General features: G+C 41.3%; 21 protein-coding genes. 4 read left to right on the forward strand and 17 right to left on the reverse strand.

Going from position 1 to position 21,540, the window contains the following annotated elements; genetic code table 11:
• Nucleotides 1-182: 182 nt before the first annotated feature.
• The 11 genes from RV00_RS13305 to RV00_RS13355 form a co-directional block, all read right to left on the reverse strand.
• Nucleotides 183-1,643: an aldehyde dehydrogenase family protein gene (locus RV00_RS13305; protein WP_071863049.1), complete on the reverse strand. Its 1,461-nt coding sequence runs from the start codon at nucleotides 1,641-1,643 to the stop codon at nucleotides 183-185.
• 222 nt (nucleotides 1,644-1,865) lie between these two features.
• A complete protein-coding gene (locus RV00_RS13310) occupies nucleotides 1,866-2,219 on the reverse strand; it encodes a PTS glucitol/sorbitol transporter subunit IIA (protein ID WP_071863050.1) in 354 nt (117 codons plus the stop codon).
• Nucleotides 2,220-2,254: 35 nt separating this feature from the next.
• Nucleotides 2,255-3,253, reverse strand: a complete 999-nt coding sequence (srlE, locus tag RV00_RS13315) for a PTS glucitol/sorbitol transporter subunit IIB (protein WP_071863051.1) — start codon at nucleotides 3,251-3,253, stop codon at nucleotides 2,255-2,257.
• Nucleotides 3,254-3,277: 24 nt separating this feature from the next.
• A complete protein-coding gene (srlA, locus tag RV00_RS13320) occupies nucleotides 3,278-3,829 on the reverse strand; it encodes a PTS glucitol/sorbitol transporter subunit IIC (RefSeq protein ID WP_071863052.1) in 552 nt (183 codons plus the stop codon).
• 2 nt (nucleotides 3,830-3,831) lie between these two features.
• Nucleotides 3,832-4,314 (reverse strand): transcriptional regulator GutM, encoded by a 483-nt coding sequence (locus tag RV00_RS13325; RefSeq protein WP_071863053.1) that lies wholly within the window; start codon nucleotides 4,312-4,314, stop codon nucleotides 3,832-3,834.
• Between the two features lie 2 nt (nucleotides 4,315-4,316).
• Entirely contained in the window at nucleotides 4,317-6,164 is a 1,848-nt protein-coding gene (locus tag RV00_RS13330; protein ID WP_071863102.1) for an HTH domain-containing protein, read from the reverse strand.
• Nucleotides 6,165-6,185: 21 nt separating this feature from the next.
• Nucleotides 6,186-6,986, reverse strand: coding sequence for an SDR family oxidoreductase (locus RV00_RS13335; protein WP_071863054.1), 801 nt, complete (start codon nucleotides 6,984-6,986; stop codon nucleotides 6,186-6,188).
• Nucleotides 6,987-7,152: 166 nt separating this feature from the next.
• Nucleotides 7,153-7,674, reverse strand: coding sequence for a putative periplasmic lipoprotein (locus RV00_RS13340; protein ID WP_071863055.1), 522 nt, complete (start codon nucleotides 7,672-7,674; stop codon nucleotides 7,153-7,155).
• 92 nt (nucleotides 7,675-7,766) lie between these two features.
• Entirely contained in the window at nucleotides 7,767-8,174 is a 408-nt protein-coding gene (locus RV00_RS13345; RefSeq protein WP_071863056.1) for a DUF4809 family protein, read from the reverse strand.
• Complete coding sequence (locus tag RV00_RS13350; RefSeq protein ID WP_071863057.1) at nucleotides 8,167-8,844, reverse strand: HAD family hydrolase; 678 nt, start codon at nucleotides 8,842-8,844, stop codon at nucleotides 8,167-8,169. The genes RV00_RS13345 and RV00_RS13350 overlap by 8 nt, the downstream gene beginning before the upstream one ends.
• Nucleotides 8,845-9,362: 518 nt before the next feature.
• Complete coding sequence (locus RV00_RS13355; RefSeq protein WP_071863058.1) at nucleotides 9,363-9,935, reverse strand: TMEM175 family protein; 573 nt, start codon at nucleotides 9,933-9,935, stop codon at nucleotides 9,363-9,365.
• 258 nt (nucleotides 9,936-10,193) lie between these two features.
• Between RV00_RS13355 and RV00_RS13360 the strand changes: the two genes are divergently transcribed.
• Nucleotides 10,194-10,391 carry a hypothetical protein gene (locus RV00_RS13360; protein WP_084133307.1) on the forward strand — a complete coding sequence of 66 codons (198 nt, stop codon included), beginning with the start codon at nucleotides 10,194-10,196 and terminating at the stop codon, nucleotides 10,389-10,391.
• 63 nt (nucleotides 10,392-10,454) lie between these two features.
• Here RV00_RS13360 and RV00_RS13365 read toward each other — a convergent pair whose 3' ends face one another.
• On the reverse strand, nucleotides 10,455-11,273 hold the full coding sequence (locus tag RV00_RS13365; protein WP_071863059.1) for a ZIP family metal transporter: 819 nt from the start codon (nucleotides 11,271-11,273) through the stop codon (nucleotides 10,455-10,457).
• Nucleotides 11,274-11,496: 223 nt separating this feature from the next.
• On the opposite strand from RV00_RS13365, the gene spxB reads away from it, so the two are divergent.
• On the forward strand, nucleotides 11,497-13,218 hold the full coding sequence (gene spxB / locus RV00_RS13370; RefSeq protein ID WP_071863060.1) for a pyruvate oxidase: 1,722 nt from the start codon (nucleotides 11,497-11,499) through the stop codon (nucleotides 13,216-13,218).
• A gap of 151 nt (nucleotides 13,219-13,369) precedes the next feature.
• On the opposite strand, the gene RV00_RS13375 is transcribed toward spxB, so the two are convergent.
• Entirely contained in the window at nucleotides 13,370-13,747 is a 378-nt protein-coding gene (locus RV00_RS13375) for a PTS sugar transporter subunit IIA (protein WP_071863061.1), read from the reverse strand.
• A gap of 140 nt (nucleotides 13,748-13,887) precedes the next feature.
• On the opposite strand from RV00_RS13375, the gene RV00_RS13380 reads away from it, so the two are divergent.
• Nucleotides 13,888-15,507, forward strand: a complete 1,620-nt coding sequence (locus RV00_RS13380) for an ABC-F family ATP-binding cassette domain-containing protein (RefSeq protein WP_071863062.1) — start codon at nucleotides 13,888-13,890, stop codon at nucleotides 15,505-15,507.
• 75 nt (nucleotides 15,508-15,582) lie between these two features.
• Here RV00_RS13380 and RV00_RS13385 read toward each other — a convergent pair whose 3' ends face one another.
• Entirely contained in the window at nucleotides 15,583-16,548 is a 966-nt protein-coding gene (locus tag RV00_RS13385; RefSeq protein WP_071863063.1) for an AEC family transporter, read from the reverse strand.
• Nucleotides 16,549-16,572: 24 nt separating this feature from the next.
• Nucleotides 16,573-18,213 carry a malolactic enzyme gene (locus RV00_RS13390; RefSeq protein ID WP_071863064.1) on the reverse strand — a complete coding sequence of 547 codons (1,641 nt, stop codon included), beginning with the start codon at nucleotides 18,211-18,213 and terminating at the stop codon, nucleotides 16,573-16,575.
• Between the two features lie 122 nt (nucleotides 18,214-18,335).
• On the opposite strand from RV00_RS13390, the gene RV00_RS13395 reads away from it, so the two are divergent.
• On the forward strand, nucleotides 18,336-19,250 hold the full coding sequence (locus tag RV00_RS13395; protein ID WP_071863065.1) for a LysR family transcriptional regulator: 915 nt from the start codon (nucleotides 18,336-18,338) through the stop codon (nucleotides 19,248-19,250).
• 25 nt (nucleotides 19,251-19,275) lie between these two features.
• Here RV00_RS13395 and RV00_RS13400 read toward each other — a convergent pair whose 3' ends face one another.
• Nucleotides 19,276-20,142 carry a DegV family protein gene (locus RV00_RS13400; RefSeq protein ID WP_071863066.1) on the reverse strand — a complete coding sequence of 289 codons (867 nt, stop codon included), beginning with the start codon at nucleotides 20,140-20,142 and terminating at the stop codon, nucleotides 19,276-19,278.
• Nucleotides 20,143-20,219: 77 nt separating this feature from the next.
• Entirely contained in the window at nucleotides 20,220-21,512 is a 1,293-nt protein-coding gene (locus RV00_RS13405; RefSeq protein WP_071863067.1) for an adenylosuccinate synthase, read from the reverse strand.
• Nucleotides 21,513-21,540: the final 28 nt, after the last annotated feature.

The raw sequence follows: 21,540 nt of genomic DNA on the forward strand, positions 1-21,540 counted from the left end.
CACTACTTATTATGCAACTTGGTACTGTAATTCTTCACTCATTTTAACAGGAGTCCCATTATTTGTCTGTTCTTTATGTAAGTAAGACTTTACTGTTTTTTTTAGTAATCTTGGCTATTACATAAAAAAAGAGCACGAAAGAACCAATAAATCGTTCTTTCGTCCCCTTAGTTTTACATTCTTTAAAATGGATACTGACCTTTTCCTGATTTCGTCGTCACCCATTGAACCCGAGTAAATTCTTCTAAGACCCACTGCCCATTGAAGCGTCCGATCCCAGAATTTTTTTCTCCACCAAAAGGTGCGTTGGGTTGATCATCCACGGTCAAGCCGTTGATATGACACATCCCTGCCTCGATCCGATTAGCCACGGTTCTTCCTTTGTCTAAATCCTTCGTGAACAATGCACTAGATAAGCCGTATTCTGTATCATTAGCAGCTTTGATCGCAGCCTCCGTATCTTTGACTTTCAAAATTGGCAGAACTGGACCAAAAATTTCTTCGTGGAAAATTTCTAACGCCGCATCTTCTGATACTAATACAAAAGGTTCCACTAATTGCTCATTGATCTTTCCTTCGACTAAAAATTTAGCACCAGCTTGCTGTGCTGTTTGAATGATTTTTTGAATCTGATCTGTTTGCTTTTGATTAATAATTGGTCCAACGATTGTACTTTCCTCTGCAGGATTTCCCGTGACTAACGCCTTGACTCGCGCTACTACTTTTTGAACAAATTCATCAAAGACTGCATCAACCACAATTGCTCGATTGGCAGCCATGCAAATTTGGCCTGAATGCATGAATTTACTTACGACTAATGCATGAGCGGCCTCTTCAAGATCTGCGTCTTCCAATACAATAAACGGCGAGTTCCCGCCTAATTCCAAAGCAACCTGTTTGATTCTTTCACCACTCATGGCCTGACTGACAATGTTTTTACCGACTGGCGTTGAACCCGTGAAGGAAATAAAACCAGGAATCGGATGACCGACGAAATAGTCCCCGATTTCACTACCGCTGCCGACAGTTACATTGACCAAACCTTTCGGAACACCGGCTTCTTCAAAAATTCTAGCTGGCAGCAGTCCACCAGTTACCGGGCTGTCACTAGCTGGCTTGATCACCACACCATTTCCCGCAGCTAGCGCAGGCGCTAAGGAACGCATCGTCAAGTGAAAGGGAAAATTCCATGGACTAATGATCCCGATTACCCCAACGGGACGATGGGTCACAAAACTTTCCTCTCCTGGCGTATTGGTAGGTAAAAGCTGGCCTTCTAATCGCATCGGAAAGCTGGCAGCTTCCTCGGTGATCCCTTTTGCTAAACTGACCTCCAGCCCGGACTTAATCTTCGTGGCGCCACCTTCTTTGATCAGCCACTCAATGATTTCAGCCTGCTGCTCCTCGATTAGTGCCGCCGCTTTTTCCATGACCGTGCTACGCTCTTGCGGTGTTTTAGCCATCCATTCTTTTTGTGCTTTTTGAGCCGCTTGATAGGCTGCATCAACATCTTCCGAGCTCGCACCTTGGATCTTCAGAATCGTTTCTTGTGTATAGGGATTCTGATCTTCATTTACATGCTCTGAGTCATTTCCTCGCTGCCAAACTCCGCCAATAAACTGATTTTCGAATCGTTTTTCCATATTCTCCACCTCTCTATCCTTCCATCATAGAATGCGCTTTCAACAAAAGGCAAAAAATAGGCTCAAAAAAGGAGACACCCTCGCGTCTCCTCTTGTTTCTTAATGAAAATCCTAATGTTAACTAAGTCTTACACTGCTGATAGTTTTCTTTCATAGCACTCCACTTAAAAGCTAAGATAAAATCTGATTGAAAGGATCAAACGTTTCAAAGAAGGCTATCATTTATTGAATGCCAATCCTCGTTCCAATTTGGATTGTTGGCATTGTCTTTTCTTCTACATAGAGTGTCCCTGGCAGTTCTGCTAATGTCGAACCATCAAAGCGCAACGTAATATGCCCTAAATCATCAAGGTTTTTCTTAACGACATCTCCCACCGCCATAATCTCAAAAACTTGATCGTCAAAGAAAAAATTCATCCCTGGAAGGATTTCCCCAGTCGACGGAATCAAGTCGATATTGTAACAGTAATCTGCTAATGTATCCGGCGCTTCATCTCCAAAGAAAATCAACATTCCTTCTGCCTGAAACATCTCCGCTTCGGGTCCAATTTTAGTCACTTGTGTCTCATAAATCATTTTCATCTCTCCCAACGACTGCATTTCTTTCTATTTTAACTATACATCCCGAAACTTGCCAACCATGCTACAATCACGCGTGGAACACCATTCAAGAACCGTGAATACAATACAGACGGAACGCCAACCTCTACGGTTTCAGCTTCCGCTTCCTCTAGTCCTAATCCAACCGGGATAAAGTCCGCCGCATTTTGAGTATTGATAGCAAACAATGCCGGCAAGGCAAGTTGCGGAGGAATGTTTCCTTTACCGATTTCCACACCGATTAAGGTCCCTAAGATTTGACTGATAACCGCGCCAGGCCCCAACAATGGCGACAAGAATGGCAAGGAACAGATAAAGCCGATGATCACTAAACCAACAATATTACCAGCAAGAGGTTTCATCATGTTGGCGAAAACTGTTCCGATTCCAGAGCCTTGGATGATCCCAATCAGTAAGGATACAAAGGCCATAAATGGAATCACGGTATTGATCATGGTTTGGACACCTTCACGAGCTGACTGATTGAAGGTCGCTACAACTTTCCCTGCGCCCATACCGATCTTAGCGATAAAACTTTGCTGTTCGGCACGTTGCTCGGTAATTTTTTTATCTGTAGAATATTTGTACTTCTTTTCTTCCGTCGGTGCAGCCGTTGCACTGAAAGTAGTTTCATTCTCATCTGCTAAGGTGATTTGGTCCGCGCCAACAGCCGAAACATAGATTTCTTCGGTAATATATTGCGCCAAAGGACCACTTTTTCCGGTGGGAACAATATTAATTGTCGGAATATTTTTTTTCGGATAGATACCGCAACGTAATGTACCGCCACAATCAATGATCGCTAAAGCGATTTCATTATCAGGGATAGAGGTTTTGAAGCCATTGACCGGCTCCATACCTGTCAATTCAGCGATCTTATCAACGATTGCCGGCTTTTCTCCACCACCCGTCACATAAATAAATTTATGTTTTTCCTCGGTCGGTGTGATGATTAACGGTCCACCGAATCCACCATTCCCTTTTACAACTTTGATACTTTTATAGGTCATTTTTTCGCCCTCCAAATTTTCGAATTAGTCTACCATTTTGACTGTTTTGCTCAATTCTACCCCTTGCTGCTTGCAGACAAATGCGGTGGTAAAATCGGTGATCCAACCGCCAATAAAGTTCATCACTAATCCCACTAACATGTAACGAATTGCCAGCTCCATCGAGTTCAACCCCAATGCGGTAATTCCTTGAGCAATCCCCATCCAAACAAACAACTCCCCTGGATTGATATGAGGAAATACACCGTTACTTGTATGACAAAACTGAGCCAAAGAAGCATAATAGCTTGGTTTGTAGTATTCAGGAATAAAGCGGCCCATCGTAAATGACATCGGATTTCCTAACATGAAAGCTGAAATGAACGGCAAAACCAAATAACGAGTCAATGGATTTTTTGAAGACGCCTTCGCAACCTTCGTCACTCGATCTTCACCCAAGAAGGCAATTAACGTATTCATCGCCACCATTAAAAGTAATACGACAGGAACGATCCCCGTCATCCAGCTGATAAATGTTTCTGCACCTGTTTGGAAAAGCCCCATAAAGCCTTCCGCAAATTTAATAAGAAATTCCATTTTTAAACACTTCCTTTAGAAAATTTTGTTTGAATCGATTGTTTAAGCATTGAGAGGTGAAGCCCAACATTCATCACTGGCGATACAGGCTTCGTATCTTGATAATTGCCTTTTTCCACTTCTAAATAGATTTTTTTCGCATTCAAAGCAGCCTGTCTTGTCAATCTGTTCTCCTTCTCAAACACCGGATGCTGTTCATTTAACTCACGGATATTCAAACCGACAAATTGTTTTTTCGGCTTAAAACGAGCTAGGATCGTAATCCCCTGCATCATTTCCGCTTCATCGATTAGACCCATTTGATTAACTGAAAACATCAAAATTGTTCCTGACGTCAGCTTTCCAGGTCGACGGCCAATCGCCACCTTGCCTTTTTTTCGTAAGCGAGCATAGACCATACTGAAATTTTTAATTTGTTTTAATCCTAAACATGTTTGGATAATATAAGCGGCAATTGCAATGATTCCTAAAAATAGAATGTTCACCTTTAAACCTCTCCTTCCATCAACAATCGTGTATAGTCTTCTTTTGAAGCAATAACCTTTACTTGTTCTCTTAAACGAGGGTTTGAGGAAATAGTAAAAATCGTATCATAAAAACTTAATAATTCGTCTTCCGTTTCCAATGTTAATTCAGCAGGTATAGCCACTAAAAAGACTAGCTCAATCTCTTCGATGGAGGTCTGTTGCTGGTAGGAGCCGATTGTGGCGATGATTTGATCACTTTGCGTATTGATGCCATGAGGAAAAGCGATGCCGTTTTCAATCACGGCCGATTCCTCTTGAGCTTTTCTCAAAATATAATTTTTGAATGCATCATTGGCTAAGGACTTTTGTTGTAATTGCATCAACATTTGAGACAGATTCTCCTCATAAGACTTTTCCGCATCTAGTCGTTCAAAGGTAAGGTGGATCGTATCAAAAGATGCGGCTTTAGAGGCTATTATTCGCTTCCACTCACTCAACAGCCAATGATCATTGAACAGATCCGTCAGCTTGATAAGGGTCGTCGGTACCTCCGTCTCTTTTAAAGGGATCGTAGTAAAAATTGCAAAATACCGATCCAAGTCCTTCGTTCGGTATTCATCCTCTGAGTAGTGGGCTATTTGGACATTTGGCCCCAATACATTGGCAAGCTGTCGTTTAATCATTAAAGCAGTTCCTTTTCCGGTGTTGCAAACGACCGCAATTTCTTTTGTCGAATCACTTTTTTCGACCTTTAGTGCCAATTCAAAATAAATTGCCAAATAAGAAACCTCAGTAGCAGGTTTTGGTTTTCCTAAGAAATCTGCCAGCGCCTGGATACCAATATCCGCTAACTCATATGAAAAAGCATGTTTGTTTTTAAAATCCGAACCAAAAATATCATAAGTCTTCACATGAAACAGAATTCGATTAATCAGGAACATAAAATGCGCATGTAAATTATTAAATAATTCCGATTCATCGACTGTGATAATTACGGCTTCGTGGATCTTTCGCATCATCAGCTTAAACATTTTCTGAACGACTTCATGGTCACCTTTGTTTTCTGCCACCATATTGTTATTGAAAATATTTAAAGGAAAACAAAGGAAATCAAATTCCGCTTGACTAAGGGTCACACTGTAGTCTTCCTCTAAGGCAATTCGCAGCTCCTCTAATAGCGGATCCTCCGAAAAATAGTTGACATAAAAAGGAATTCGTTCAAGCAACAACGCTCCTTGACGTATCCGGTCCAATGTTAGAACAATCACTTTCTTTAGCAAGCCGGCAGTTCTAAAATCCAATTTTTTCGCTAAGCAAATTTTTTGAATCAGGGCAAGACTACTTTCAAATAACGGTTGATTCTCTAAATAGTCGTAGGCATGATAAAGGTATACAAGCCTTAGATTTTCCTCTTTTCCATGAATGATCAATCCCTTATTCGGCGTGCCAATCAACGCAATCTCAAAAGCTGCCAATACATGCTTTAAATTTCTTAGATCCTTGTTCACTGTAGAACGGCTGACATCCAACAGTTCAGAGAGATCATCGATCATGATATGCTCCGTCTGATTAATAAAGCAGTTGATGAGAACCGCCATCCGTTTAGAACTAGAATTAAAGTCCATCTGTTGCTTCAAACTTCCATCCATCACTTCATCAAACTGTGTGGGATCAATCACTTTTAATTGATAAAAACCTCCTATATCAACAATTTTCAATACATGTTCCAGTTGTTCATTCAATAATTGAATCGTCTTTTTCACCGTTTGGGTGCTAGTGTCGGTGACTTGTTTCAAGTCTTCTAAACTTAGGCGATCATGCGTAATAAAATGTTGCAATACTTGGTACCAACGATTGACTAATGCCATCTTATTACCACCCGCTTTCAATTAACCTCTTGTTTTACCACCTGCAACATTTGTCGTTACTCCTGTTATATAGCTTGCACGATCAGATAAATAATAGCATACCAAATCAGCGACTTCCTTTAGCTTTCCGCTCCTTCCCAATGGAATCGTAGTTGTTTTACTGTAGTTTTTACGTAATTCATCAATCGTAATGTTTCGAGTATACGCTAGGGCTGTTTCATATTCGATCGTCCGTAGACCTGTCTCTTCCATGATTCCAGGTGCGATACCTACAACACGAACCCCATGTTTGCCTAGCTCCTTCGCCCAAGAGCGTGTATAGCTATTCACTGCTGCCTTGGTCGCTGCGTATGGGCTTTGCCCTTCCGAACCCTCGACACCACTTTCAGAAGACATATTGATAATTACTCCGCGTTTGTTTTTCACCATTATTCTAGCAACCGCTTGGGTCATTAGAAAGAGTCCTTTTTGATTAATTTCAAAAATTTTGTCAAAAACCCCATCCGATAATTCAAACTTTCCATGTGGCATTTGCTCATCCACTAATAATCTTGGAACATTGATTCCCGCATTGTTAACTAAACCATCAACTGTTCCGAATAATTCATTGACCGCCGCAACATTTGCCTCTACCTGTTTTCGTGAAGAAATATCTGTTTGGAAAAAATATAGATTTTCATGGGTTCTCTCGCCGTCTTTGATATCAAAATTAGCGACTTGCGCACCTACCGCTAATAATTCGTCCACAATACTGGCACCTATTCCAGATGATCCCCCAGTAACAATTACTTTTTTGTCTTCTATACCTAACCAATCTGTCATATCTGTTTTCCTCCTCATTGATACAAGATGAGTATAAAGCGCTTTTTAAAAATAATTAATAGCATCTTTTTTTTAACTTCAAAAAAAAAAAATACACTAATTTCTAAATTTAAAAAACTACCCAAAAGCAAATGAATGCCTCAGGGTAGTCTGATAAGTTATTTTTTTAATCCAACCTTTTAACCGGACTCAGCTCCATTCGATATGGCGGATTGACTGTTGCATCCTCTAGCTGAAGACCCTCAGCCGAGCGTTTGACTGTAAGAGTATAGTCATTCATCACATTTGCTCTGAAATTTCCATTGATGTGGTATTTGACTGTCGTATCATCAATAACTTGATAGTTGGCAAAGTTTTCTGTATCCCAACGCTGCTCTTTTGAGCCACGAAACATAGTGGTTCTAATTTTTGAATCTGGTTTAAAGGTAAAAATGTAAGACTCATTATTCCAAGAATAACTCAACAATAAAGTGGCTAAATCCTGCTGAGGATCAAACTTGACCGGATTTTCTTCCATATAGGTGTGATTTAAGTAATCGTCTTTAGTCGATTCTGCTTGATCCTCTGCAATTATTTTGCGAACCTCCGCCGGATCATTGGAAGTCACGGTGATTACGTCTGGCTCTTTTACTCCGGAACAGCCTGTCAAAAAAAACATTCCCAGTCCGATCAATAGTCTTCGTTTCATTGTTTCTCCCCGTTCGTTTATTCCTTAATCATAACAAAGAAGTGACTCCTCAAAATGAAAATAAAATAAAAAAATCCTAGATTTTCTAGGATTTACTCTGCTGCTAGTTTAATTTCATAAGGTTCTATTTTAAAAAGCTGAACTAAAATCTGATTGACTTGGTCAAACAATTCTTCGTCATCTTCAAATCGCTGCTTTGTTTGAATTCGCTGAGTCTCCGCTTGATAAATCATTTGATCCCCTAAATATTGCGGTTTGACCACAGCGGTTCCTTTTTGCAAAACAAGCTCTTCTTCCCCGATCCCAACTGGAATAGCGGTCTCTCGCCAACCATTTTTCTGAGCCAATACTTGAACAAGCGAGGGAACATCAAAATGATCTAACATCGCAGACCGACGATCTTCGAAATGAATTGTCAAAGACTCCGTATTTTGCAATCCGCAGGCATTACAGCCCCCTTCAATTAAAAAGGCTTTACTCGTAATCGCTGCTTTAGGCATCTATTTCACGCACCTTCTGATAAATTTCGTTTAATTTTGGCTGATCCAAATCAACAAATGACGTTACAACAACATCCGCAAAAGCTAAATCTTGTTTAGGAAACGCTGGATTGGCGAAGCCCACACAGACCATTCCCGCATTGCGCACCGCGCCTGTACCGTTTTTTGTATCTTCGATTCCCAGACAGTTTTTAGGATCAACCCCGATTCGCTCCGCCGCTGCTAAATAAACATCAGGAGCTGGTTTTGAGTGTTTGACCTCCTCGGTACTGACCACTTCTGAAAAATAATCCGCTAAACCGATTTCTAGCAAATTCTCCTTAATCTCCGCTAATGAAGACGAAGAAGCTACTGCTAGCTTTAAGCCAGACTCATGCAGTCTTTTGACAAAACTTTGGACATGAGGAATCACCCGAACGCCATCACGCTCAATCATTGCCCTACGCCGAGCGGTCATTTCAGCCACATATTCTGGTACCGACAACGGCAAATCGAACGCCTGCTTCATTTGCGCCCACATATATTCGCTAGTAGTGCCCATAAATTGAAAATGGTAGCTCTCCTCTACTGGATGCCCCGCTTCAGCTAAAATCGCTGATTTACTTTGGAAATAAGTGTACTCTGAATCAACTAACACGCCGTCCATATCAAAAATGATTGCTTCTAACATAAATACCCTCCATCAAAAACCTTTGCTTAAACTCTATCACACAATTAAACGTTAATGTAGCTTTTTTAGTGGCAGGTCTAAAGGAAAACATAACGGACAGCAAATTCAGTTAAAGCCTAAAGAAAAACTCGCAGCCGACTCCGTTTAAAAAGAAGAATCAATTTTTGAGAAAATTGATTCCCATCTTCGTCGGCATACCATCATGCTAAACAGCCCTACTCTTAATAGTAAAATCATCAATTTTAGTTCTCAAACTACAAGTCCTGCAAAAAGCATAACTGACACTAATTCACTCCAGGGAGTCAATTTTTTCAAAACAAAAAATTGATTCCATTCTCATTTCGCATACGATTTTTCTAACCTGCTGGTCATCACTCGTTAAAAGTAGATAAATTACTTTCAGAATTTATCTTTCGTTTTCGATGACATACCATTTTTCTAATTATGCTAAAGCATAATTAGAAAAACTGGCAAAGCAGGAAGAAAAACTCGCAAAAAAAGTCTGCAACTTGTGCAGACTACAGGATTTTTTCGATAGCTTTTTCTGGGATGAACCACATTAATAGGATCAGTACATTCACGATCAAGACCATGATCGGCGCGATCAATTTTCCTAAAATTAACGCTAAGAGGGCTAATCCAATCGATAAATACGATTTAGGATAATGCTTGAACAACTGGCCGATCTTTGAATCTTCACCATTCGCTCGTACCAGCGCCCGCACTAATAAATAATAGGCGATATCCGTTCCCAAAGTAATCATTCCATACAACGCTTGAGGTGCCCAATCAAATGGATAATCCCCGACCCAAGCGGTCACATAAGGAAACAACGTCATCATTAAAATCAAAAAATTATTCGCCCACAGTACCCAACCATCGACCTTTCGCACCAACTGAAAAAGATGATGATGATTGTTCCAATAAATCGCCAGACTAACAAAACTAATCAAATAAACGATGAATTTATGCTCCATATTCAAGAAAGCGGACCAATTAGGTGAATTCGGTTCATGTAATTCTAACACTAGCAGCGTCATAATAATTGCAATGACTGCATCGGTAAAAGCTTCAATTCGTGATTTTGGCATTTTTTCTAACCCCTAACTCGCTGCATTTATTACTAACAAAAAATAAGTTTTTCGTTATCGTTTCTATTAAACAAAAAATCGACCAAAATATCAAGAATAACGCCATCATATCCAGCTAGTTATCAGCTAGCTCTCATTAATTGAAAGAATACAACCAGCAAAAGTTTAGCCATAAATACGTCTTAAGTTGGACGAAAGTCAAAATTTTTTTTGCTACACTAGGTTTATGATAAAACAAATGGAAAGAAGGAATTAAAAATGATGAAAGAATATCCTATGGTTGTGCGTATTTTAGCTGTTATCGGCTTTTTCCTAGTTGCTAGTTTGATTTTGAGTATTGTTGTTCCAGTTATTTCCAGCTTGATCGGTTTATTCTTTAGAATCGCGATTCCGTTGGCGATCGCGTATTTCCTAGTCAACTGGTTGACCAAACGTCGGGATCGCAGAACCTACTAATAAAATTTGATCCAAAAAAAGAGGACTTTTCCAGCAACGAAAAGCCCTCTTTTTATTTTTTCACTACCCTAGTGCCACGTCTAAAATCATCATAATAATAAAACCCAACATCGCGCCAAAAACGCCAAAATGATGCTTGCTGTCTGTCGTCGCCTGAGCCTCTGGAATTAATTCTTCCACGACGACATAGATCATCGCTCCTGCAGCAAACGACAGTGCATAAGGCAAGATCGGCTGAACACTTGTAACCAGCAAAGCTCCGATAACGGCCGCAATAGGCTCAACGATTCCCGATGCTTGACCATACACGAAGGATTTTGTCCGACTCAATCCCTCTTGTCTTAGGGGGATCGAAACGGCCGCACCTTCTGGAAAGTTTTGGATACCGATTCCCAGTGAGACAGAGATTGCTGCTAAGACTGCAACAGTGGGATTGGCAGCTTCACTAGCTGCACCGAAAGCGACCCCTACCGCTAACCCTTCAGGTATATTATGTAGTGTGATGGAAAAGACTAATAAAATTGTCCGTTTTAAATGACTGGGTAAGCCTTCCCGTTCTTTATTTGGGCCAAAGTGCATATGGGGAATCAGCTTGTCGGCGATATAAAGAAACACGCCGCCTAAGCCAAAACCGATACTGACAACTAGCCACGGAATCGAACCATTTTCTTCCGCCGCAGCGATCGCTGGATCTAATAAGGACCAAAAACTGGCGGCGATCATGACCCCCGAAGCAAAGCCTAACATGAGATTCAATACATTGCGATTGATATTTTTGAAGAAGAAAACCATTGCCGCACCTAAGGCAGTCATCCCCCAAGTAAATATTGTTCCAACTAAAGCTTGCTGCCAGGCAGCCAGGCTTAGTAGCCATTCCGTCATAGAAACCTCCCATAAAATTTTTATTTATGTAACTGACTTCGTAAAAGTAACGCAGATCCAAAGAATTGTGTCAGTAGTTATCGCTAATTTTAATATTTGTCATAATAATATCATGTTTTAGGCATGCCCGTATACTTTCAAAAGACACTTTCTTTGCCGGTTTTTTTTAGACGCGGTATACTTTCAAGGTAGGAAGCTTACAAAAAGAAAGTGAGTGAAGAAGATGTCAAAAATTAATGCAGGCGTTGCAATGGTGAATGTTTTTGAAGCTTGGGGAATCGATCATATTTATGGAATTCCCGGTGGCTCATTCAATTCAACAATGGATGCGCTATATCACGAACGCGAATCCGTAAAATATATTCAAGTACGCCACGAAGAAGCCGGTGCTTTAGCCGCAGCAGCAGATGCAAAACTAACTGGTAAAGTCGGTGCCGTCTTCGGTTCTGCTGGTCCTGGTGCCAGTCACTTAATCAACGGACTTTATGACGCGCAAATGGACAACGTTCCTGTTTTGGCGTTATTAGGTCAAGTTGCTACAACTGCCATGAACTACAACTCTTTCCAAGAATTAAACGAAAATCCAATGTTCGCGGATGTCAGTGTCTACAATCGGACCGTTATGACTCCCGAAAGTCTGCCTCATGTCATTGATGAAGCTATTAAAGCGGCGTATCAACAAAAAGGTGTTGCAGTCGTAACGATTCCCGTTGACCTCGGTTTTGAAGAGATTGAAGAAGTCGAGATCGCAACCGCGAAAAATCATAAAACCGGCGTTATTATGCCTGATGAAGAAGATCTTAAAGCCGCGCTTCCTTTAATTGAAGCAGCGAAAAAACCGGTGCTTTACGTTGGTCAAGGTGTCCGTGGTGGTTTTGATGCGGTGAAAGCGTTCGCTGAGCATTTCTCAATGCCCGTTGCAGCAGCCGTACTTGCCAAAGGGATCATTCCTGATCTCTATGAAAATTTCTTAGGATTTGCCGCCCGTGTCGCAACCAAGCCAGCCAATGAAGCGTTAGCTGACGCGGATTTGATTGTCTTTGTCGGCAGTGACTTCCCATTTGGTCGTTACTTCTTTAATCCGGAAGCAAAATTCATTCAAGTTGATATCGATGCGACAAAATTTGGTCGTCGCCACAATGTTGACCAATCTGTTTTAGGTGACGGAGCGACTGCATTACGTCGTTGGGTGGAACTTGGTGAAGCACGTCCAGCAGATGCTTGGTTGAAAGCCAACCAAGAAAACATTCGCAACTGGCACGCTTGGCGCAAGAGCTTCTATAACGATGACTCTACTCCGTTAAGAGCAGAACCAGTCTTTAAAGAAATCAATCGCATCGCCGAAAAAGATGCTGTCTACGTTAGTGATGTCGGTAATGTAACGGTCAATTCAATCCGTCATTTAGAAATGAATGGCGAACAACAATTTACCACTTCAGGTTGGTTCGCAACCATGGGTAATGGCGTACCAGGCGGGATTGCTGCGCAATTGACTTATCCAGACAAACAAGTCTTTACCTTCAGTGGTGACGGTGGCTTTGCTATGCAAATGCAAGATATCATCACCCAAGTAAAATACAATTTACCAATCATCAACGTGGTCTTTTCTAACAATGCTTTTGGTTTCATCGAAGCGGAACAAGAAGATACCGAACAACAAAAATTCGGCGTTTTCCTAGAAGGTGCGGACTTCGGTAAAGTTGGTGAAGCCCTGGGAGCTGATGGGTTTACCATCACTGAATACAGCCAACTTGAACCTGCGTTTACCGCAGCGAAGGAAAGCAAACGTCCAGTCGTGATCGATATCAAGATCAAAGACGAACGGCCTTTACCAGTCGAAGCGTTGGAATTAGAGCCTGAAAAATTCTCAGCCGAACAAATCAAGGCCTTCAAAGAAAAATATCAAGTCCACGATATGCCAACCTTGCGTGAACTCTTGAAATAATCAAAGAGCGTGACAAGCTACGCTGATTCATAAGAAAGGCTTTCGCGAAGCCGGACATGGCTAGACCTGCTGTAAATCGTTTTATTCCTGTGAAAAATTTATACTTTCTTTCAAGAGTTAAAAAAAAGTTGTGCCAATGGCACAACTTTTTTTACATTCTTCTGATAGTCATTTTGGTTTCTTTTTCCAACTGTTCCGTCAGCTCGTCAGCTGTTAACTCACGATTCACCAATGCTTGCAGCACCATCGGCAAATTCGCCCCTGTTACTAACGCTTGCCGATCATCGTTCATCACACAATAACTGGCATAGCGAAAAGGCGTTCCACCAAAAATGTCCACGAGCCAAACAAGCTCGTCTGTCTTCGTCAATACATCATTGGCCAAATCCGTTATTTTTTCTTGGAGTCCGGTAGCCCCCGGCTCGATATTTATTGTTTCGACACAGCTTTGCTCACCCAAAATGGCTTCCGCCGTCTTTAACAGACTATCCGCTAAATGGTCGTGGGTCGCGATAATTATCCCGATCATACTGACACATCCCTTCGAGACTTAAGTTTAGCTTATTTTAAATCGCAAGTAAATTCTTAACGGTTGACTTGAAACTTCAGATGTTCCCCGATATAATGCAAAGAGGCCTTGGGCCAATACTGATAAAGCGAGGAAATTCATTGATTACAGTAAGTGACGTTAGTTTACAATTCCCTGATCGTAAATTATTTGATGACGTAAATATTAAATTCACTCCCGGCAATTGTTACGGGTTGATCGGTGCTAACGGCGCCGGTAAATCGACCTTCCTTAAAATTTTAGCAGGTGATATCCAGCCTTCCACCGGTTCTATTACCTTAGGACCAAATGAGCGGATGGCTGTTTTAAAACAAAATCATTTTGACTTTGAAGAATATACCGTACTTGAAACGGTTATTATGGGGCACGAACGCTTGTACCAAGTGATGCAGGAAAAAGACGCTGTCTATATGAAGGAAGATTTTTCTGATGAAGACGGCATTCGCGCAGCTGAATTAGAAGGCGAATTCGCCGAACTAGATGGCTGGGAAGCGGAACCGGAAGCAGCCGTTTTACTGCAAGGATTAAACATCCCTGAAGATCTGCATCAACAAAAAATGAGTGAATTGACGGCCGGACAAAAAATCAAAGTGCTTTTAGCGCAATCACTTTTCGGCAAGCCTGATGTCCTATTACTAGACGAACCAACTAATGGATTAGACATCCAATCAATCAATTGGCTAGAAGAATTCTTAATCAATTTTGATAATACCGTCATCGTCGTTTCCCATGACCGCCACTTCTTAAACAAAGTGTGTACCCACATGGCTGACCTAGACTTCGGTAAAATCAAATTGTACGTTGGTAACTATGACTTTTGGTTAGAATCAAGCCAGTTAGCAACCAAATTACAATCACAACAAAACGCGAAAAAAGAAGAGCAAATCAAAGAACTGCAAGACTTTATCGCGCGTTTTAGTGCCAACGCGTCCAAATCCAAACAAGCGACTTCAAGAAAGAAAATGTTGGATAAAATCACCCTTGATGACATCCAGCCTTCTTCTCGCCGTTATCCCTTCGTTCAATTTAAACCGGAACGAGAAATCGGTAATGATTTACTGCAAGTTGACAATGTCAGCGTAACGATCGATGGCAAAAAAATCTTAGACAATATCTCCTTCACCTTGAACCGTGACGATAAAGTCGCCTTCGTTGCTGAAAATGACTTGATCACCACAACCTTGTTTAAAGTTATTATGGGCGATTTACAGCCAGACAGCGGTAGTATTCGTTGGGGCGTCACCACCACTCAAGCCTATTTGCCAAAAGATACGACGAAAGAATTTGACAGCTCCATGCCGATTCTTGATTGGCTGCGTCAATATGCTAGCAAAGAAGAAGACGACAACACCTTCTTGCGTAGCTTCTTAGGACGGATGCTATTCTCAGGTGACGAAGTCATGAAACCCGTCAATGTCTTATCTGGTGGCGAAAAAGTTCGTTGTATGCTATCGAAATTGATGCTGTCTAAATCAAACGTCTTAGTGCTGGATGATCCAACCAATCACTTAGACTTAGAATCGATCTCCGCATTAAATGATGGCTTGATCGCTTATAAAGGTTCGCTTTTATTTGCCTCTCATGACCATCAATTCATTCAAACCATCGCCAATCGCATCATCGCCGTTTCAGAAAATGGCGTGGTAGATCGTGCAGAAACAACTTATGATGAATTCTTGGAGAATCCAGAAGTTCAAAAACAAATGAAGCAATTAGCGTAAAGCAAAAACCCTTGCGAAAAATTTTTCGCAAGGGTTTTTAGTATTGCAACACTCAATAAAGAGTGGGGGAAGCGATTAAATAAATTGTACAAGCTGCATCAAGATTGGCACAACGACCACGAATAGAATCGTACTTGTCGTTACCAAGTTCGTTGCGTACTTAACATCACCATGAGCTTCGTTGGCTAAGATTGGTAAGACGGCCAACATTGGTGTTGCTGATTGAACAATTAAGGTTTGTTTCAATAAAGGAGCCAAGTCTGCGCCGAAGGTTTTACTACCGATTGTAATCAAGGCAATCAAAACAGCAGGTGCTAAGACGAACCGACCCAATAAAGCAACGACCGTATCGCGATCGAAACGAATACTCTTCAATCCGGCATCATGTAAGACGATCCCAATGTAAAGCAAGGACAGCGGCGTAACGATACTACCAACATAGCCTAAAGTCGCATTAATAAATCCTGGGACAGGAATCCCGATCAATAAGAAGAGGATCGCAACGATGAATCCTAATAATGGTGGTGGCAATAATTTTTTCCAGTTTAACTTCGCTTTATTTTCGCCTTTCACTTTCGTTGGGTCATCATTTGAGATCAAGAAGACCCCAAAAGCCCAAGTTGAAACGGTGTTAGTCACATAATAAACCAAGAAATAAGGCAGTGATTTTTCACCGAATAAGGCGATATTCAAAGGCAAACCGATGAAGATCGTATTGGCGTTCACGACTGCATTCATGAAAATCCCGCGACGTCCTGGTTGGATCTTCAAAATTTTGACTAAAGCATATGCCAAAATATAAGAAATAATCACCGCTCCAACCGGGTAGATCAAACTACCCGAAAGTTGGAACAAGCTTTCCTTCGTTAAATTCTTTAAAACTGAGACAAAGATGGAAGCTGGCAAAGCGACACGTGTAATTAATGACGAAATACTTTTACCAAAACTTTCATCAAACCAACCTTGACCTTTTAAGATGTAGCCTAAAGCAATCATAATGATGATACTTAGGACACTTTGGATCGATTGAAAGAAAATCATCTTTTTTTCCCCCTATTTATTCAATTATTCAGCATCAAGCACTTGGTATTCTGGATACCATTTCATCTCTTCTACCGCTTGCTTGATGTCTTTGATTTCTTCTTTATTTAATTTTTGATCCACAACGCTTTTTGCTACGACTTCAGCGATTGTTTGAGAGAATTCGGTTAGTTTTGATACAGGTGGCAAGACAGCGGCTCCTGGTTTGCTTGTATCAACGATTCCGCCTAGCGCATGACTGGCTTGTGACAAGGTTTCGCCTGTTACACGAGTAGCCGTTGAAGCAATGATCCCTAAACCTAGGCCTGGATACATCAAGGCATTATTGGCTTGACCAATTTGATAAGTCACACCTTTGTATTCTACGTCAGCCGCTGGAATCCCCGTTCCGATCAACGCTTTGCCGTCTGTCCATTTGATTAGGTCTTCCGCTGTTGCTTCAGCCAATTTTGTTGGGTTAGACAATGGGAAAATAATTGGACGTTCTGTATTTGCCGCTAACTCTTTCACAATTTCTTCAGTAAAGGCGCCTGGTTGAGTGGAAGTCCCAATAATGATCGTTGGGTGGATCGCTTTGACTGCGGCAGCTAGATTCGTTAATTCATCTGCATTTGAAAACTCACTGCGTTGACGGACAAAATCTTTTTGGCCAGGTGTCAATTCTTCTGTGTCTTCAAACAAGACCCCTTGTTTGTCCACCATGTAGAAATGTTTCCGCGCTTCTGCTTCTGATAAGCCTTGACGTTTCATTTCATCCAATAATTGATTAGCGATTCCGACACCGGCTGTTCCGGCACCAAAGGTCATGACTGTTTGTTTCGTCAAATCTTCTTGGGAAATATTCAATGCGCCTAGAACACCGGCTAAAACAACGATCCCAGTCCCTTGAATATCATCATTAAACGTTGTGATTCTATCTTGGTATTTTTCTAAAATATTTGCAGCATTTGAACGGCCGAAGTCTTCCCAGTGTAGTAACACTTCAGGAAATAAATCTTCTACTGCTTCGACGAATTGATCAATCATGGCATAATATTTGTCTCCGTAGACACGCTCATGTTGATTACCTAGATACAATGGATCATTCAATAATTCTTGATTGTTTGTTCCTGCGTCGATAGATACCGGTAATACTTGGGCGGGATTGATTCCGGCAGCAGCCGTGTAAACCATCAATTTACCGATGGCGATATCGACACCGTTCACGCCCCAATCGCCGATGCCTAAAATTCCTTCCGCATCAGTTACAACGATTAAGCGAATATCACGACCTGCGGCTGCATTTTTCAAGCTGTCTTTGATACTTTCAGGATCATCAACAGAAAGAAAAGCCGCATCTTGTGGTTCAACGAATAATTCATTGTATTGTTCGATTGAATCAGCCACTGTTGGATCATAAACGATCGGCATAAATTCAACGACGTGTTGGCCCATTAATTTGTAAAACAGTGTACGGTTGGTGTTAAAGATTTCCATCAAGAAGAGACGTTTTTCTAAATCCGTCGTCTTACTTAAATATTGACCGTAGGTTTGGACGGCTTGTTGTTCGAGTGTTTGAACTTTTGCTGGTAACATGCCGGTTAACCCGTATTGTTCCCGTTCTTCTTTCGTGAACGCAGTACCTTTATTTAAAAATGGATTGTTTAAAATTTCGATTCCTCTCATTTTGTCTTCCTCCTTATTGATTACACTTAGGAGAATACGCGCCTTTGCCGACTATAGTCAAAACAAATGATTGTAATAAATTTTATTTATATGATAATCTGATTTCACAAAAGGAGATTATTATGAATTTTAAAGACTTAGAATACTTCCAACGCTTAGTTCGCGAGAAAAATTTTACGAAAGTCGCGAAAGCCTTTCAAGTAAGTCAGCCCACGATTACCTACGCCGTGAAACGGCTGGAAGATGAGCTGGGAACTGAACTCGTTTATCGTGACCAATCTCATAAACAATTGATTATTACTCAATCTGGTTTAGTTCTTTCTCGCCATATTTCAAATATCTTGAAAGAATTGACGATCGCCGTTACCGAAATTGATCGCTTGAAGGAAGAAACCTTGGATTTTGGTCTGCCACCGATCATTGGTAATTTCTATTTTCCAAAATTGTCCTCCTACCTTTTTAAAAATAATTTGATGAGCCACATCCATTTAGTCGATGGCGGTTCACGTGATCTCTACGGTCTTTTACGCCGCGGTAAGATCGATTTGGCCCTTTTAGGCTCTACTCAGCCAATTCGTGATGATGAATTAACCAGTGAACTGCTAGTCGAGAAGAAATTTATGATTGTGGTCAGCCCGCAGCACCCTTTGGCAGCCCGCAAAGAAGTCGCCTTTGCTGAACTTAAAGATGAACCCTTTGTGTTGCTGAATGAACACTATGTCCACCCTACCGCCTTTAAAAAAATGGCCCAGCAGGCACATTTTGAACCACAAATTATTTATCAAAATAGTAATTTAAATATTTTAAAAGGCATGATCAGGGAACAAATCGGAATTGGCTTTTTAGCGGAGCTGGCAATCTCGCCTGAGGATAAGTTAGTGACGATCCCTATCACCGATAGCCCACAGCCTACTTTTATGATCTCACTGGTTCAACGAGAACAAATTTTAGATTCTACTATTCGTGCACAATTAATTGAATTGATCCGTGAATTCAGCACAAACGACATCAATAAAAAAAACGAAGAAATCCGCTAAATGGGATTTCTTCGTTTTTTTATTATTAGTTGCGTTTTTCACCACGAGTAAAGACGGCAATACAACCAAGTCCAGTGTGACTAGAAATCGTGGTCCCTAACGGAAAGATCCGAACCTCTTTTGGTTGGATACTCTCTTCTAGATGACGTTTAACCTCTTCTGCCCCAACTTGGTCGGCACTAGTCGTAATAAAAATCGTTTGGTTCGCTGGATCCGTCGTTGCTTCACTGATTTTATCAGCGACTAATTGCAACGCCTTTTTGCGGCCTCGGATTTTTTCGACATTTTGCAGCTTGCCTTCCACATCAACGGTGATGATCGGCTTAATATTCATTAAACCACCAATCGCAGCGCTGGTTTTAGAAATACGCCCGCCTCGTTGTAAATGATGCAAATCATCCACAGTCACCCAATGATGATACGTCAATTTATTCTCTTCCAGCCATTCATACAACTCTTGCAGCGACATGCCTGCTTGTTGTTTTTGAGCCGCTTCATAGACCATTAGTCCTTCGCCGCCGCTGGCTGCCAAAGAATCCACTACCAAGACTTCCGCCTCAGGTAAATCCTCTTTCAATATTTCGACTGCCTGCATCGCGCTTTGGTAAGAGCCGCTTAAACCAGACGAGAAGCAAATATATAAAACAGGAATATTCTTCTCCGCGTAGCTACGGAAAAATTCAACATAGCGCCCTACATTGACTTGTGAAGTCGTCGGCATCGCGCCATCTTTGATCTTTTGATAGAACTCGTCAATCTTAAAATTACGACCTAAATCATCGGCCATCTCTGTCCCATTAACTTCCACATACATCGAAATAAAATCAACCTTGATTTCTTCTAATAATGTATATGGCAGGTCACAACATGAATCCGTCAGAATCTGATACATTTTTAAAATCCTCCAAATACCCGCTTATAATAGTAAATCTATTTTACTAGATATTCGGTTGCTTGTCTCACAATATGTTAGATTTGTGCCCAGACACTCTCAAGAATATTCGTTTGTGTCCGATCTGGCCCTACTGAGAAGGTTGAGATCCGAACACCAACCAGTTCAGAAACCCGACGCACATAGTTCCGAGCGTTTTCCGGCAAGTCCGCTAACGTACGACAACCAGTGATATCTTCACTCCAGCCAGGTAATTCTTCATAAACTGGTTTGCAGCGATTCAATTCCTTCAAGCTCGCTGGGTAATGATAGATCAATTCACCATCTAATTCATAAGCGGTACAAATTTTAACAGTTTCAAGTCCGCTTAAGACATCAATCGAATTCAACGATAGGTTCGTGATCCCTGAAACGCGTTTAGAGTGACGCATCACGACCGTATCAAACCAGCCAACCCGACGTGGACGCCCAGTCGTCGTTCCATATTCACGACCAACTTCACGAATTTGATTTCCAACTTCGTCATTTAATTCTGTTGGGAACGGTCCATCACCGACTCGTGAGGTATAGGCTTTACATACGCCTACCACTTTATTGATCTTCGCTGGTCCAACGCCGCTACCGATCGTTACTCCACCGGCTACCGGGTTAGAAGATGTCACGAAAGGATACGTTCCTTGATCGATATCCAGCATAACTCCCTGCGCCCCTTCAAAAAGGACACGTTTGCCTTGGTCCAGTGCATCATTCAAGATGACGGAAGTATCCGTCACATATTGCTTGATCTGTTGACCGTAGTCATAATATTCTTCAAAGATATCATCGAAGTTCATCGCTTCATCATCAAACATCTTGACGAATTGACGATTCTTTTCCTCTAAGTTGATCTTCAAACGCTCTTCAAAAATTTCTCTGTCTAGCAAGTCCGCGATCCGAATACCGACGCGGGCCGCTTTATCCATATAAGCCGGTCCGATCCCTTTGATGGTCGTACCGATCTTGTTCTCGCCTTTGGCATCTTCTTGTAATTGATCCAATTTAATATGATAAGGCAAAATAACATGGGCACGGTCAGAAATGCGTAAATTATCTGTTTTGATCCCGCGTTCATGTAAATAAGCTAATTCTGTCACTAATGATTTTGGATTGACGACTACACCGTTTCCAATGACACTGGTTTTATCCGCATAGAAAATCCCAGACGGAATCAAGTGTAATTTATATGTTTCATTGTCAAATTTGATTGTATGACCTGCATTGTCTCCACCTTGGTAACGAGCAATGACTTCCGCATTCTCACTTAAAAAATCCGTGATCTTTCCTTTTCCTTCATCGCCCCACTGCGTCCCTACAACTACTACAGATGACATCTGAACACCTCATTTTATTTTATTTAAT

This window comes from Enterococcus devriesei (assembly GCF_001885905.1).
In the GTDB taxonomy this organism is placed as follows: Bacteria; Bacillota; Bacilli; order Lactobacillales; family Enterococcaceae; genus Enterococcus_A; species Enterococcus_A devriesei.